At 69.0% G+C, this 16,219-nt stretch carries 6 protein-coding genes; 2 read left to right on the forward strand and 4 right to left on the reverse strand.

Annotated features, from left to right (window positions below):
• Positions 1-8: 8 nt before the first annotated feature.
• Positions 9-746 carry a hypothetical protein gene (locus IE302_RS41425; RefSeq protein ID WP_191259943.1) on the reverse strand — a complete coding sequence of 246 codons (738 nt, stop codon included), beginning with the start codon at positions 744-746 and terminating at the stop codon, positions 9-11.
• Positions 747-755: 9 nt separating this feature from the next.
• Between IE302_RS41425 and IE302_RS41430 the strand changes: the two genes are divergently transcribed.
• Positions 756-7,460, forward strand: coding sequence for a hypothetical protein (locus IE302_RS41430; RefSeq protein WP_191259944.1), 6,705 nt, complete (start codon positions 756-758; stop codon positions 7,458-7,460).
• A 74-nt stretch (positions 7,461-7,534) separates the two neighbouring features.
• Positions 7,535-13,618 (forward strand): WXG100-like domain-containing protein, encoded by a 6,084-nt coding sequence (locus IE302_RS41435; protein ID WP_191259945.1) that lies wholly within the window; start codon positions 7,535-7,537, stop codon positions 13,616-13,618.
• On the opposite strand, the gene IE302_RS41440 is transcribed toward IE302_RS41435, so the two are convergent.
• From IE302_RS41440 to IE302_RS41450, 3 genes are all read right to left on the reverse strand, one after another.
• Positions 13,619-14,713, reverse strand: a complete 1,095-nt coding sequence (locus tag IE302_RS41440; RefSeq protein WP_191259946.1) for a WXG100 family type VII secretion target — start codon at positions 14,711-14,713, stop codon at positions 13,619-13,621.
• The gene (locus tag IE302_RS41445) at positions 14,713-15,036 is read right to left on the reverse strand and encodes a hypothetical protein (RefSeq protein WP_191259947.1); all 324 of its coding nucleotides are present in this window, start codon (positions 15,034-15,036) and stop codon (positions 14,713-14,715) included. The genes IE302_RS41440 and IE302_RS41445 overlap by 1 nt, the downstream gene beginning before the upstream one ends.
• 400 nt (positions 15,037-15,436) lie before the next feature.
• Complete coding sequence (locus IE302_RS41450) at positions 15,437-16,201, reverse strand: enoyl-CoA hydratase-related protein (protein WP_191259948.1); 765 nt, start codon at positions 16,199-16,201, stop codon at positions 15,437-15,439.
• Positions 16,202-16,219 lie beyond the last annotated feature (18 nt).

Here is a 16,219-nt window from a genome sequence, read left to right on the forward strand (position 1 = left end):
CCGGCACCCTAGTCCTCAAAAACCCCGAACTCTTCAACCTCACCCCACCCGACGCCACCACCACACTCATCCGCCACATGCGCGTCAACCACATCACCGGCACCACCACCAAACTCCGCGACATCGCCACCACCATCCTCACCATCCGCACCGACCAACCACTCCCCGGAACCCACACCGTCCCGGTGATCGCTCGCAACGGTGGCGTCGTCCACGCGATCCCCCTCTCTCGCAACGGTGTCGTCGTCCACGCGATCCCCCTCCCTCGCGACAGTGGCGTCGCCTTCGTCGACCCCGCCTACTCCCCCAATGTCAATGCGGCCTTCGCCCACTCCGACGCCGACGTCGTCCACGTCCTCGCCCACCACGACACCACCGAAGACACCTATTACCTGCCCGGTCACCTCGACAGCCGAGTCCCCTACTCCCCGGCGGATTTCGCCGACACGATCGCCGCCCTTCCCATCACCTGGAACACGAAGAACACCCTCAACCTCTGGGCCTGCAACCTCACCTTCGACCAGCACACCACTCTCATCAACCACCTTTACCGACACCCCGCCCTCCACCACCTCACCATCGTCGCCGCCTATCTGGACACCCCCCTCTACATCGCCCCCGATGGCACCATCACCACGCGGAATCCTTTCGTCGCGAACACCCTCTTCCTCGGTGTCGGTCCGGATGTCAAACGTGGTCTCGACAATGACGCCGAAGCCGGGCGATTCGGTGGTGCCAAACGGCATAAGGCATCCTTGCCGACCGGGCCCACCTCACCGGCGGCGGTCTCCCTTCTTCCCGCCGCGCCCTCTTCTCTGGTGGCGGGCATCCGCGACCGGCTCGATCTGTTCGGAGAAGCCGCCGCGGGCGGCCGCCCGTTCGATCCGATGCTCGGCCCGGATCTGTTCGGTCTCGGCCGGCCGCCCGAAGCTCCGGAGGGACTCAGCGAGATCGACTACGACCTGCTGAGCGTCGCGCAGGGAATGACCCTCCTGCGGCGCCTGGATCTCACCCGTCCCTTCCCTGACGAAGACACGCTGACTCCGGAGTCACTTGCCGACGGCCGGGCCGACGTGCTCACTTCGGAATGGACGGACAGCGACCGCAAGCACTGGGAGCACGAGGAACTGGACTGGGACACGCTACCCGCACGCAGGGAGACCCCGAAGCTGCTGCACGGTATCTGGCTGGGTGGGCCACTCGCCGATGCCGGTACGACGGGAATCTTCCAGCAAGGTTTCGCGGAGTCGGCCAGGACACTGGCCGGGCAGGCGGTGTTGTGGACCGATGTTCCGCGGCGCCGCTTCGAAGCCGCGCTGGCGAACGAGTCCGACGCTTCCTACGCCGGTGAGCGTCAAATGGCGCGCTGGGCGAGGTCGAACGGCATCAACCTGGTGAATGTCGACGAGGTGTTCAACGCCGAAGCGCCGATGAGACTGGATTCGTTCTATCGTGCGGAGCTGACGAAGGGGACGCGGCGTGGCTATGCCGCGGCGTCCGACACCTTGCGAGTACAGGCACTCGCCAGGTTCGGCGGGCTGTACCTGGACGGTGACGACCGGCTGCTCACCCCGGACATCCTGCTCCGCGTCCACGAATCACCGCTGGGCTTCGGTGTCAGCGGTGTCTCCGGTGCGGCCTGGAGCGTGCCGGAGACGATGTGGAACAACAACGGCCTGGCCTGGGCCAAGGGGCACCCCATGGGATGGGTGTACCTGGACGTCCTCGAAAGGAGCTACCGGCTGCCTCAGGCGGAGGTCTTCCCGGACGTTCTCGCCAAGGCGGAGAAAGAATCCTTTGTCACTCGCTTCGGGCGGCCACGGCGCCACTCGGTGTTGTGGCGCACCGGTCCCCAGCTGTTCCCGAAGCTCCGGGATCGGACCGGCGAGTTCGCCCCGCTGACAGGTATCACGCACAACTCGCTCTCCAGCTGGGTGCCTGGACGCGGCCACGAAGCCGAGCCTCCTCGAGTCACGGCGGCGGATCCCGACGGCACGGCCTTGCTGACCGCGAAAGTGATCCAGACCCTGGTCCGTGAGCTGGCGAACCGCCAGGGCGATCTTCACCTCACCGAAGTAGCGGATCTGGTGGAGCGGCACGAAACACCCGCGGCGATCTGGTCGGCCGCGCTCGGCTACTTCGCCGACACACCGCTTCTCCGCGAACGAGTCCGCACGATGACCTCCGACCGGTATCAGCACGACGGATTCACCACCGTGTCGCTGCCTGCGGAGGCGGCGGCACTTCTGCTGCCCCGCGAAGGCCGGCACGTGGAGTTCCTGGGTGAGACGGTCGTCCCGATCACGATGCGGGCTTCTTCCGGCCGCACCGGCGGACCCAACGAGATCGACTGGCCGTCGCCGCCTCCGCCGCGGGATCTCGCCGAGACCGTTCTCGCGAAACGCGCGATCCCACGGTCCGAGACCACTTCCGTACGGGAAACCCCGGCCCCCGACACACCGGAGCTGGTGCTCGACGATCCCCTGGCCGGGCGGGCACCGGACGCCGGACAGGCGAACAAGTTGACCGAACTGGTGCGCTATCTGGCCGAACAGTCGGTCCTGCGCACGCGACGTGGCTTTCCCCAACCGTCCGTCGAACTCCGGGTGGCGGGTGACACCAGCGGAGCCGAGCTGATCCAACGGCAGCTGATAGACCAGACCCACCGCTTGCGGGACGATGCCTCGGCACCGGATCCGACCGTCCAGGTCCGGCAGGTGCCCGAGGTGGCGGCAGGCAAGGTCGAACTGCGGGTGGACTGGGAACTACGCGGCAGTGGCTCGTCCACACCCGCACCGATCTCGACGTCCCCGGTCGCGAAGCCGCTCACCATCACCACGGATCTGCCGCCCGCCCGGCACCCGATCCTCGACGATCACGGCTGGCGGCACAGCACCGCCGCCACCGCGGACTGGATGACCGACCCCGCGCCGCTCACCCGCGCCGAACTCGACGCGGCCCGCGACCGCGTCGAACCCGTCATCGTCCGCGCCGAGGACACCGGCCCGCAGGTGCTCGAACTCCTGCCGGGACGCCCGACCGAGCAGTGGTGGCAGCCCATCGCCTACGACTACCGCCGTTTCGAGGCCAGGCCGGGGAAGTGGGTGCAGGAGTACACTGTCCGGCTCGACTTCGTGAGCGCGCCCGGCTTCGGCCTCGCCCGCTATCTCGACCGGGCGCAAGGAGCCCTCGACCGGGTCTACAACCACCGTTACCGCCTGCCCACCGGTGACGCGTTCCACCTCCGCGTCGAGCACGATCCCTCCGGTCGCGCCCACGGTACCGTCACGGTCACCACCCCCGGCACCAGTGCCGACCAGCTGCACTGGCCCGCGGACATCGACGATCTCACCCTCGCCCACGAGTTCGGGCATTTCACCGGACTGCACGACGAATACGTCCGGTTGCACGGCAAGGACAAAACGACCGCCTGGGCGCTGCGCGGCCCGAAGTCGAGCCGGGTGGTGTCCGATGATGGCTTGTACACCCGTTACCTGGCCGACTATCTGAACGCCCCCAGCGGCCGGGCCGCCTTACCGGTTCCCTCGGTGAAACCCCGCAATCTCTGGCTCGTGGAGCACCGTGCGCGCACCCTCGGCGCGACCGCCGGGATCTCCACCGGCAGCCCGGCGACCACGGACGGGACGGCCCCTGCGGTGTCCCGGTCCACGAGCGAGCCGGACCCCGTCGCACGCCTGTCCGCCCTTGCCGCACAAGCGAATCGGCATCTCGCGGCGCTGCCCGAGTCCATCGCGCAGGGGCTGCGAGCACGGCTCGAGGACCAGCACGCCGAACTGGCCCGGATCACCACGGCTGGCCTGTCGCCGCGGGATCTCGCGGGACTGGCCGCCCGGATCGCGGATCTCGAGCAGGCGGTCACCGAACTGCGGGAAGCCCGCCTGCGGCAGCTGATCACACTGCACGAGGCGGCCGTCTCCGCCGGTACGCGTGGGGAGAACCCTTTGCGGTTCTATCCCGAGGGTGTCCCTGGCGGCGTGACCAGCCGTCCGGACGCCCGGTTCGGGCTGGAATTCGAGTTCCAGCTCCGCGGTGCCGATTTCGGCGGGCAGATCGGCGCCCTGGGCAGGCTGCTGGAAACGAACGGGATCGTCGAGTGGAACGGCGGCGCGTGGTTCGACGACACCGACACCGACCCCACCCGCTGGACCTTGGTGGAGGAGCCCGATCTCGATGCGGGCGCGGAGCTGCGGTCGCCGATTCTCCGGGGCGTTCCTGAGAGCTGGAGGGAGACCGAGCGAGCGTTGCGCGTCATCGGTTCGCACCGGAACTCCGACGGCGGGGAACCGGACGCCGGAGGGGTCGGGGGCCATGTGAACGTCAGCTTCGATCGGCGCCCCGACCTCGCCGTCTACGGCCGTCTGGCCCAGCTGACCAAGGTGTTCGAGGATGTCCTGTACCGGCTGGGCAACCACTCCGGTCCTGATGCCCCGCACCGCCGGCTCCAGCCGGTGGGCCCGAACGCGCTACCACTCGCCTTGAGTGACATCACCTCCGCCGACGATGTCCGGGCCCTCAACACCACCAAGGACGAGGCGGTCAGCTTCCGCAACGTCGACGACGAGCCCGGAGACCGCGTCGAATTCCGGTTCTGGGCGGGCGGACTCTCCGAGGCCGAGTGGCAGGCGCGCGCCGAGGTCAGCGGCGCGCTGCGGCTCGCGGCCGAAGACCCTGCCCTCGACGGCAGGTTGCGCGAGCTGCTCACCAAGCCTCGGCTGGTCGGGCACACACCCGCTTTCCCCGGCCGGGAAGCCGAGCTCGCCTACTTGCTGGACTTCCTGGAACTGCTGCCGCTGAGCCGCGCCGCGGAAGAACTCGCAGTCGTCCTGCACGCCAGGACCCGCACCCTGTCGGTGACCGCGGGCAACGACCCTCGGCTCGTGGCCCAGAGCGTCGTCGGTCCGGGTGGGCGGGGCTGGTCCTTCCCGGTCCGGGGCACCGGCATCCCCGAGGCGCTGCACACCACGGCGAGCCTGCCGCGGTATCCCGGAGCCGAGATCGTGGCGGCGACCCTGACAGCCGGTCAGGACGCGGTCGATCTCTGGACCGCCGACCCGGTTCCCCTCGACGCGTTCGGCGAAGTCCTCCAAGCACGGAACCCGACGTTCGGCGTGCCCGGTTCCGAACTGCCTCCGGGTGGTTCTCCTCGGCTCGTCCTGGCGGTCCCGGGAGGAGCGGCGAAGCTGGGACCTGTCGTGTCGAACGCCATCGACGAGCCGGTCGTGGCGACCGATGGACGGCTGTGGTTCACCGCGGACGACCGTCTGGAAACCGACAGCGAGTGGGTCGAGCTCGTTTCCGGTTCCGTCCGGCTGCGGAGCGGCCATTCCGATCTCGGTATGGCGCTGGCGCTCATGACCGCCATGGATCCCGATCACAGCGAAAGCCCGGCCGGTGTGCCGTCGGAGCAGCTCCCCCTCGGGCCGGCACTTCCGGAGGCCCCGGACCTCTCGTTCCTGCCGGAGATCGTGCCGGACCCGCAGTCGTTCACCCAGCAGGTAGTCACCACGTTCGACGACCTTTGGCGTACCGGGGAACGCATCGAGGCCATCGAGAGCGCGCCCCCGGGCGTCCCTCCCCTCAGCCTGTCGTTCCCCGAGACGGCCACCACCGTGATCGCCGACGGGTTCGCGGCACTTCGGCCGACCGCGCGCGCGATCGCTCAGGCCGCGGTGACGCGCGCGGAGCGGAAAACTCCCGGTTTGGAAGTCACCGTCACCACCTACAGCGAGCGACCGGGTGCGGCGTCCTTGCAGAGGGCCGCACAGGTGCGCGCACTGCTTCGCGCCGCCTTGGCCGAGGAGCTCGCCACCCGATCCGACGGTCCGGTCCGGCTGGAAGACATCGAGATCCACGCCGAAATCGCGAACAACCCTGATGGTGTGACACCGGACGGCCATCACCACGTCGTGGTCGAGACCTCCGTTGCCGTCACCCGCTCCGCCGCCGAGGACTCCGCGTTCAAAGCGTACGACTCGGTAACCCACAGTCTGGCGAGCCTTCGACTCCCCAAGGCGGAGGTCGAAGGCAGGCTGGCCGAGTTCAGCGAACTCGCCTCCGGTGGACGGCTTGAGCATCACCCCCTGCCCGACTCCGCCCGCGGGCAGCTGATCGTCCTGAACGAGACTCTGGCCGCCTTCGGTGACGCCGAGGTCGTGGACCGGGTACGCGCCTTGGTCAACGAAGCCGTGCTGGCCGCGTCCCTGGTCCCCGTCCGGGAGCAGATGCTTCAGCCGCAACAGGGAAGACGCGGTCTTCCGGTGGATCGGCGGACGATCCAGCCGGTCACGCCCGCCCGGCTCACCCAGCTGCTGGACGAGCTCACCACTCACCTCGCACGAGGCCAGGATCCGACCCGGGCGCCGACCTCGGCGGCGACGGGCATGACGATCACTCCCGGCGATCACCTCGCCGTGCGCCTCGCGTCGCTCGGTTTGGTCAACCTGAGCGCTTCCTCGCGGGCCGCGGTGGCCGGCGATCCGCTCTATCGGCACCTGCTCCGGAATCCGGCCGCGCTGGTGGAAGCGTTGTTCGCCGGAACGGGACACGAGGAACAACGCTTTCTCAACACCTGCGCTCCGGCCGCGATCGACACGGGTGTCCGCGGCCGGGTGCCGACCATCGCCGGGTTGCTGTCCGTCGGGCGCGCCGTGGCGGACGCCACCGATCGCGATCTCCTGCGGGTGGACCCGGTCGCGCGAAGCAAACGCGACCGCGCCTTCGGCCGGACGCTGGAAGCGATGGTCCGCAAGCGCGTCAGCGACGCGCGAGCCGAGTTCTCCGCCATCGAAGAGGCCGCTTTCGCGTTGGTGTCCGCGAATCAGGCAGACCCCTCGGCCAAACAGGCTTGGAACGCGCTGAGCGACCGCTGGGGCCGGACGATGCAGAAGTTGTCCGCCGCGGACCTGCAGGCGGTCTCGGTGCCGGTACTGACCCGCAAGGTCATCCCCGGCGATTGGCTGACGAGCCTGATCCTGACCTCGCCGCTGGTCGTCGACCGCGGTGCTCGGCGGCTGACCGGGGTGACCCGGAGTTCCTATGTCGCACGGCTTCAGCCGCACCTCGCTTTCGAGCCGGACGGCACGATGTTCGGCGCGAACGAACTGATCAGAGATCCTGAGCAAGAGGTCCGTCTCGGTGAAGAGCTCACCAGCCCGGACGCGCTGGCCGCGTTCTGGATGGAGGTGAGGGCGCGAGGCGGTACGGTCGTCCTGACTCCGGGCCACTGCGTCCAACTGGGAGCGGCGATCTCGGACGGTGAACCGGTCTTCGTCCTCGGCGACGGGAAGTACGCGAACTCGCTCCAGCAGACTCCGGAACAATTCGCCCGCTGGGCGAAATCGTGGGACGCGAGAACCCATTCGAAACTCTTCCCCACGCTCGACGACGAGTCGAAATCGGGATCATCCGGCTCGCTACATACCCGCGTTTCCCGATCATGATCCCGCCCACAAAGGCCATACAATTAGGTAAGGCTGTGCTTACCTAAACGGGTGACGAGCGTCGAAGGTGCCCAGTGAGCGGGGGCGTCCGGTTGCCGCCGGAGCTGCAGTCCTTCTTCCGGGTCGGCCTGGGAATGGAATGGCCGGAGTCCGACGAAGCCGGGCTCCGCGCGCTCCAGCGCACATGGCAGGACTTCGCCGACGCCCTCGGCGCGTACCAAGACGCGGTGGCGGTCGGCGCGAGGCTGGTCGACGACGCCATGGACGGCGACGTCGCGCGGGTCGGGTCGACGCGGTTGCGGAGTGACGTCTCGGCGGCACTGACCGAACTGGCCGAACGAAGTGAAGACCTCGCCGACATGGCCAAAACCGCGGCGCTCAACGTCCAGAAGACGAAGATCATCTTCGTCGCGATGGCGGCACTGGCCCTGACCACCGTCATCACCTTGCTCTCTTCCCTGCTTTTCTTCCTCGTCCCAGCAGTGAAAGCGGCGGCACAGGTCGGGCTGCGGGCGGTGCTGCAGAAGCTCATCACGAGCATGACGAGCCTCACCGTCAAGCAACTCGCCGTCGCGACCGGGCATCTGGCCAAGAACGTCGCCATACTCGCGGGCACCGGCGGCGCGTTCATGGGCGGCCTCGACCTCGGCGTCCAAATAGGACAGATGCTGTTCTCCGACCGGGACGAGATCGACTGGTCTTCGGTCGGCTACTCGACGCTCGGCGGCATGGGCGGAGGTGCCGCGGCCGGGGTCGCCTACGGGGCGTCGCGAGGCATCCGCGCACTCGCCCGGAGCGAACGGAAGACCGGCGAGGTCTTCGCTCCCCGCACCTTGATCGCGGGCAAGCTGGGCGACGTGGCCGGCCAGGTGATCGCCACCCCGGCAGGCAACGTCTTCGCCAATCTGGCGACCGGCGGCAAAGGCGGGGTCTGGGGAGGTTTCCTCGGCGCGGCAGGCGGTTCCGGCGGGCGAACGGCGAACAACGAAGGGCCGAAGCAGTACTTGCCCGCGTACAGCGACACTCTGCCGCCAGGCCATCAGCTGCTCATCCCCTCGCCCCGCGAAGAACCACCGCCGCCCGCCTACACCCGGGGCGATCGTGTCGCCGCCGAAGCGGAACGCGCCCGGCGGAAACTGGGCAAGCTCCGCCAGACCGACGCGGAGGAGATCTACGCGCAGGCAGCGCACATCGTTTCGCGGCACCACCGGATCCCGGTCATCCTGGACGGCGTCGCGACCACTCCCGTATGGCAGCTGCGGGAGCTGATCAACGACGTCGAGGACGTCGTCGCCGAAAAGATCCACCACACGGACTCCAAGACGGCGGTCGCCAGTTCCTCGATTCTCGCGGACGAACTCGGGACCCGGCGGACCACGGGAATGCCGGGCGGGGCCCCGGCGAGCCGGTCCGAGTGGTATCCCGAGACCGAAGCGGGGCCTTCCAACAGCCGGTACGAGGCCGGGCCTTCGAATCACGCCGGTTCGAGTTCGTCCAGTACGGCCCTCGAATCCTTTCTGGCGCCCGACGTCGAACTGCAGCCCCTCGCCCCGCCACAGTCCGCGAAGACCGAACACGTGCGCACACTCGCGCGCACCAACGGTGTGGTCGCCGCATCGGTGGACGGAACCGCGATCCGGGCGGACGTACGGCAGCTGCTCACGACCGCCGACGTTCCGCCCGCACGGACGGAACGCATCCTGGACGCGCTGACCGACCTGACGTTGCGGGACAACTTCAAGCTGTTCGCGCACGAGGGCTATGTCGTGACGGACGGGCACGGGCCGGACGCCGTCGAGCTGGTCGTCCGCGGCGGTCCGGCCGACAACACCGCGGCGGCCACGGGCGTCGGCACCGTCGGCTCGCCGGATCCGGCACGAGCGACCAACATGGTCTCCGGTGGCGCCTACGGCACCGCGACCCAGGACGCCGCTTCCGCCCCTCGACGGCAGGGCGCGCTCGCCGACCGTGTCTCGGCCCCGGTCGCGACCCCGCCGCTCACCTGGCGGACCATCGATCCCTCGATCGGCGTCAAGGGGGTCACGTCGCTGCCCGGCTGGCGGACCGCCGCCACCGACGAACTGCAGACCTCGTCCTCGGTGACCCCGCCGGACAACTGGACGGGCGAGCCGTTCGACCTGAAGCACACCATCACCCTCGCCCGGCCCGGCCTGCCGGACGAGAGCGCGCTGGGAACCCAGCCGGGCGGTGTCGGGCTGAGCGTGCCCGAAGCGCTGCATGACCTGCACCCGGTCACGGACGGATCCGGCGGGCCCGCCGGGCCGCGGGCCACCTTCCTCAGCGGCGATCACCGGCTGTTCACCGCGATCGGGGACCTGCTGAGGCACGATCCCGCCTGGGCCGCGGCGATGAACACGCCCGGTTCGGCGCCGCGCACCGACCTCCGGTCACTCAGTGGCAGCGCGACGCTGTCCCAGGCAGGCGAAAGGCTGCTGAGCGGTGGCACGCTGTCGCGTAGCCTGCGGCTCCCGCGCGCCACCGGCGGCGCGCTCACCGCGGTCGTCGAACTGTCCGCCGTCATGTCCGACGCCCGTGACCACATCGCCAAGGCGCGATCGGAGGGCGACGCCGCCAAGGAAGGCACGGTGAGCGCCCAGGGCCGCGGTCACCGCGCCGAGACCTCCGCCACGGTGACGTCGCGAAGTCCGTTCGACGTCAACGGTTCGCTGGGATTCGGTTTCCTGTGGAGCATCCACGACAGGCCCAGTGAGATCTTCGGTGACCGGCTCGATTTCCGGTTCGACGTCAGCGGCTTCCGGTCCGCCGCGGAGAACCGTGAGACGACCCGCACCGAGGAGACCACCGCGTCGACGACCTGGTCCTCCACCGGGGAACTGCGGGCGCGGATCAGCGACGTCACCTACGACATCCGCGTCCGGTTCGACGACGGCCGCGAGGTGCGCGGCCAGCAGTTCGTCCCGGAGGGCCGGGCCACATGGTCGGTGGTGGCGGAACCGGCCACCATCGACGGCGTCGCCACCGCCACCTTCGACCCGCGCAAGATTCTCGGCGCGGCGGAGACACGATTCCCCGGCGCCGAGAACGTCCGCGCCGAACTCGGCAGGCGGCTTCCCGAAGGCGTGCTGCGCACGGAGGACGGCCGCACCGGACACAGCTCTTCAGCTGACAACATCGCGCTGCTGGACAGCCTCGTCTCCCCCGACGGCTTCAAGGCTCGCTCGGCCGACCTCAACGGCGACGGCCTGTCGTTCCTGCTCGTGCGGGAGACGCATCACCTCACCAACCGCTCCTCCGAGCTCGTCCACGTACTCGTCCGTGCCGTCGGGGCGCCGTCCGGGCACCAGCACGGCAACGACGTCCGGGAGCCACCCCGGGACGGGCTGAGCGGTGAGGTCACCGGCAAACGCAAGATCGAGCAGACCGCCTCGGCCGAAGGCTCCGTCACGGCCGGGGGAAGCGGCGGTCTCGTGATCGGCGCCGGTTCGGCGGCCATGGTGCGCAGCTACGAGCTGTCCGGGGGCGCCAACCGGTCGTTCGGCAACGTGTCGAAACAACTTGGCGTCACGAAGGAATCGGGACAGGGACACGGCTGGTCGTCCGCGGGCGTCACCGGTCATTCCCGCCACGTCGGATATCAGGTGACGATCCGCGAAGGTGCCCGGTCGACGACCTTCTTCGTGTCCGGAGGACTGGCCGAGACGACGGTGGGCGGGCGAACGTCGTTCGAGTCACCCGGCGCCGACGGCAACACCCCCTTCGCCAGGGTCGAAAGCGCCACACCGACCGCTCCGCGTGACTGGACACTGGGCACCTTGCCGGACCACTTCGCCGTCCACGGTCTCGACCTGCCACCCGGGATCGCCGGCTATCTGGCGAACAAGATGTTCGACGGCCTCAAGGGCCAGCACCTGGCGCAACACCAGCTCCACATGTTCGCCGGAAGGGACCGGCTGGCCGCCGACCTCGACCAGGTCGTGACCGGCACCTACCGGATGCCCTTACACCGCTATGGGCGGAGCGAGGGCGACTTCGTCGGCTTCGGGGAACGGCTGGGCGAAGCCGGCCTGGCGATCGAGCTGTTCAATCCGCGCGTCGAAGGGCCGCCTCGGAAAGTCACCCTGACCTTCACCGCGAGCACCGGGACCTCCCTTTCCCACGGTGTCCAGCGAACCCGGGGCGGATACACCTACGGCAACGGCCGGACGGGCATCGCGGGAAACTCCCAAGGCAACCTGTACTCCTTCCCGCAACTGGGATACGGACGGTTCGGGAGCGAGTCCCACGGCGTCACCGACCGCGCCGAACACGAACGCTCCCGGCGCACGACCTACTCCGGTGACGCCTATCTGGTCACCTACGACGCGACCGTGCACCTTTCCGCCCGCGAGCACCGGCACTTCGGAGCAGGCCCCTACGACTCGACGACCTCGGGTGCCCCGGTCCACGCCGAAGCTCACCGGCGCGACACCGTCCAGCTCTGGGTCCCGGCCGAGGAGATCGGCCAGCTCGGCCTGAAGACCGACGGTCCCGTCACCGCGTCCCTCACGGACGACCGGCTCCTGCGGCCCCACGCCTACGACCCGGGCGACGCGATGTCCGTGCGGCCGGAGACCACCTGGCGGCTGATCGGGTCGATCGAGCGGGGATTGTCCGAGCTGGTCACGCCCGCCGCCGCGCCGCCGTCCTGGTTCGCCCTGGCTTCGTGGGCGGGAGCGAAGGCCGGGCAGCTGGTCTTCGGGGCCGGTGACCGGCGAGCCGTGGACGCCCTGCTCACCCAGGTCCTGCCCGATCTGGCGCCCCGGCGGCTGGAGGAGCTGATGCCCCGGCTCGTCGCGGGTGGCCGGAGCTGGAACGACTCCTTCGCGGGCCCTCTCGGCGCCACCGACATCGAACTCGTCCTCAAGGCCCGGGTGCTGCCCGGTGTCTTCGAGCGGACCACCGAGGGCTGGTCGGACGTGCTCACCACACGCGACGCGAAGTCCCAGGACCAGGTCCACGCCGAAACCGTGTCCCACAGCGCCAACTTCGCCTTCCGTATGCCGCTGTACCTGCCGCACAAACTGATCCGCGGCATCAACCCGTCGGGCCAGAGCGGTCTGTCCGGGAACACGACACTCACCACGACGGAGACCGGCAAGACCCAGACGACCGGCTCCGCGTCCCTTTCCGGTGACGCGGCCGTCTACCGGCACGACGTCGAGTTCACCGTCGAGTTGCGCCGGACGGCGCGCCTGGGCCGGGCCGTCCGTTCGTTCACCGGCGGCCTGACCGACTACTTCACCGGGACCCCCACGCTGTACCGGGCACCGGACCTCCTGCTGCCGGATTCGGCGCGAAGCCGCACCCTCGTCGCGGAAATCGGCGAAGAGGTTCCCGCCGGTGTCATCGGATCCTTACCCGCGAAGGCCTACGTCGATGTCTTGGGTGGTGCTGTCGCCAATGTCGTGACGGACATCCTCGAAGGTGTGCAGGTCGCGGAGGAGACCGGCGCCCAGCTTCCCCGGGTGCCGTCGGAAGCGGCCGCCGCCCGCGACGTCTTGGCGAGCGCCGTTTCCCCGGAGGCCCTCGCCGCCGCACTCCCCGAGGCACTGACGAACGCGGGCCACCGGATCGAGGGGCTGGACGCGGACCCGTTCTACGCGGCCGGCTTCGCGCAGCGGAATCCGTTGTCGGCCTTGGTGATCCGCGCGGAACTCGCTGAAGCATGGGTCCGGCCTTCGGCCAAGGACGCCGCCGAGATCGCGGTCACCGAGGTGAAGGACCGTTCGGTGCGCCAGGACACCGCGACCGGGCCGATGTGGAGCACCCTGTTCGGCACGCTCAACGCGAGCCTGTTCCCGAAGACGGCCACGGCGGGCAAGAGCATCGCGGAGGGGCTGATCCCCGGGACCTCGCTGGTCGACCTTCCGGAGGTCCGGGCGGTCGGGCCGGTACTGGGCTGGATGAACACCACGGGCGTCGGCTCCACCGGAGTCGTCTCCGACCGGAACGAGAAGACCTCCGGCCCCCTGTACCGCGTCCGCGCCCAGGTGACCTGGCGGATCACCCCGGAGTACCGGGGTGCCGAACGGGCGGACTGGACCGGCGAAAGGACGGCTTCCGAGCTCGTCTCGTTCCGGACCGACGCCGACGGCCTGCGTGCGATCGGCCTGCGCGCGCCGGATCCGGAGCCGTGATCACCGCCCTGATGCGGCTGCCGCGTCCGGATGCGCGGCGTTCCACTGCTTCTCCGATTCCAGCCAGGCCGCTTCCGCCTGGCTGCGGATGTCGGTCATCTGCCGTCCGAAGGTGATCGCGGCCTTGTCGGCCAGTCCGACGTAGTTCGAACTGCTTTTCGCGTCACTGAGCGACTTCAGCACCCGGAACGTCTCCGGATGGTGCTGTCGCATCCAGTGTTCGAGGAATCGTGCCTTGCGCCTCGGGTCGGCGAGTCCGTGCCCCGCGAGCCATTGCTCGTGCTTCTTCAGCCACGGAGCTTCGAAGTTCGCCAGCGCGGAGCCGGAGGAAGCCTGCGGACGCGGGTTCGCCGCCGGCGCGGGAGCCGCCAGCTCGTCGAGTCGGCTCGCCGAGCGGCCGCAGAAGCCCCGCAACAGCGAGATCTTCGCGAGCGTACTGGCGACCCCGAGCGCCGCGAGCGCGACACAGCGGGTGGTCCCCACGACCAGCGACGCGCCGAAGGTGAACGGCGCGAGCGCGAGGGCCACCACCACGGTCGCGATGATGTCGCCGAGGACCGAGGTGATGATGTCCCGGACGAGCGCGCGTACGGCGGCGATCACCGCCATGGTCGTCTCCACCACGTACCCGGCCGTTTCGATCGACTCGCTGACCGAGTCCAGCCGGGTGCGGAAGGCGGACAGCACGTCGGCGAAGGACTCGGCTGTCTCGCCTTCCCAGTCGCCCGTCGCGGTCCGGGTGGCCTTGTCCAGGTCCTCGGCGGCGAGGCGGACGTCCTCGGCGTGCCGGTGCAACCGGTCCGCCATGGCCTTGATCTCGGGTGGGTCCCCGACGAGCAGGTCCAACGGCGCCCGGAGGAAAGCTACGTGCTCGATGAGCCAGCCGAGACCGGCCGCGATCAGCTTGCCCAGTGGGTCGAGCACCATGGCGGCGGTGTCGAGGGTCAGTGCGACGACACCGATCCCGAGCTCCGCCGCCACTACCGCCTGATCGCGGTCGTGCGCCTGCCTGATGGTCGTCGCGAGATAGTTCCCGGTGTCGACGATCCCGGCTCCGGCCGACCAGGTGGCCGGGTCGATCTGCAGCTGTCCCATCAGCGCCACGCGAAACGGGCGAACTCGGCCGCGTTCTCCTCGTCAGTGCGTTCGACGTCGTGCGCGGCGTCGCGGACCGCGCCGGCGAGCTCCGAGATGCGGGTGGCGAGGTCGGTCACCTGGTCGCCGAGCCCGGCGAGGGCCACCCGGCAGGGAACACCGAGCGCCTGGGCGGCGAAGACACCGAACGCGCCGACCTGTCCACCGCCGAGCCCGGAGATACCCCTGGCGACGCCGGTCAGGTCGGCGGAGGTCACGGATTCGAGATGACGGGCGTACCGCTCGAGTTCGGGCACGTTCGCGGAAAGCAACGACGTGGTCATGCCATCAGCATGGCGCGGGAATGTTTCCGTGCGTCCGGTGACGGATTAACCGGAGCTGAACGACACGTGCTCATCCCGATTTCGAAGGTTTCCGGAAAAAGGGTATTCCCTCACGAACACGGATCAGGGTCCTGGTGAAGTCGCGTAAGCGGAGGTTGTGAGTGGCGATTCGGCTTCTGGCGGACTCGTATTTGGTTACCTACCGGGTCTGTCACGTGGTCTACCGCTGGACGTGGTCGCCGCGGCTTTGGTCAGCGCGGTGCACGTTGCGAAAGTGGCTTTCACACCGCTGAAGGTTGCGAAAGTGGCTTTCGCGACACAGCAAGATGAGCCCTGTGAAATGCCACGGCCGCCGGAACGGCCCGATCCCGAAACCACCCATACACAAGTCGGTCGAGCGTCAACGCCCTTCGAAAGACGGCTTCCGCTTGTCCAGGAACGCCCGCATTCCTTCTTTTTGGTCGGCGGTGGCGAACAGCGAGTGGAACACGCGGCGTTCGTATCGGATACCGTCCGCGAGCCCCGTCTCGAGTGCCCGGTCGACACAGTCACGGGCCGCCATCGCGGCGATCTTGCCGTACCCCGCGATCCGGGTGGCGGCCTCGGTGACCTCGGCGAGGAGCGTGTCCGCCGGGACCGCCCGGGAGATCAGGCCGATACGTTCGGCTTCCACCGCGTCGATCAGCCGTCCGGTGAGGATCAGGTCCATCGCCTTCGCCTTGCCCACCAGCCGGGTGAGCCGCTGGGTGCCACCGATACCGGGGATGACCCCGAGGGTGATCTCCGGCTGGCCGAATTTCGCGGTGTCGGCGGCGATCACGAGATCGCACATCATCGCCAGCTCACAGCCGCCACCGAGGGCGAACCCGGAGACGGCCGCGACCTTGGGCGTGCGCAGGGCGGCGAAGGCTTCCCAGCCCCCGAAATAGTCCTCCGACACCATGTCGGAGACGGTCTTGTCCGCCATCTCGGAGATGTCGGCGCCCGCGGCGAAGGCGCGCTCCGATCCCGTGATCACGAAGCAGCCGACCTCCGGATCCTCGTCCAGGGGCTTCAGGGTGCCGACCAGTTCCTCCATCAGCGCGGTGTCGAGCGCGTTGAGAACCTTGGGGCGGTCCAGATGTGCCCAGACCACTCGCCCGGCGCGTTCGAACCTCACTCGCATGATGTGTCCTTTGTGGTT

The sequence above is a fragment of the Amycolatopsis oliviviridis genome, from assembly GCF_014654365.1.
Taxonomy (GTDB): domain Bacteria; phylum Actinomycetota; class Actinomycetes; order Mycobacteriales; family Pseudonocardiaceae; genus Amycolatopsis; species Amycolatopsis oliviviridis.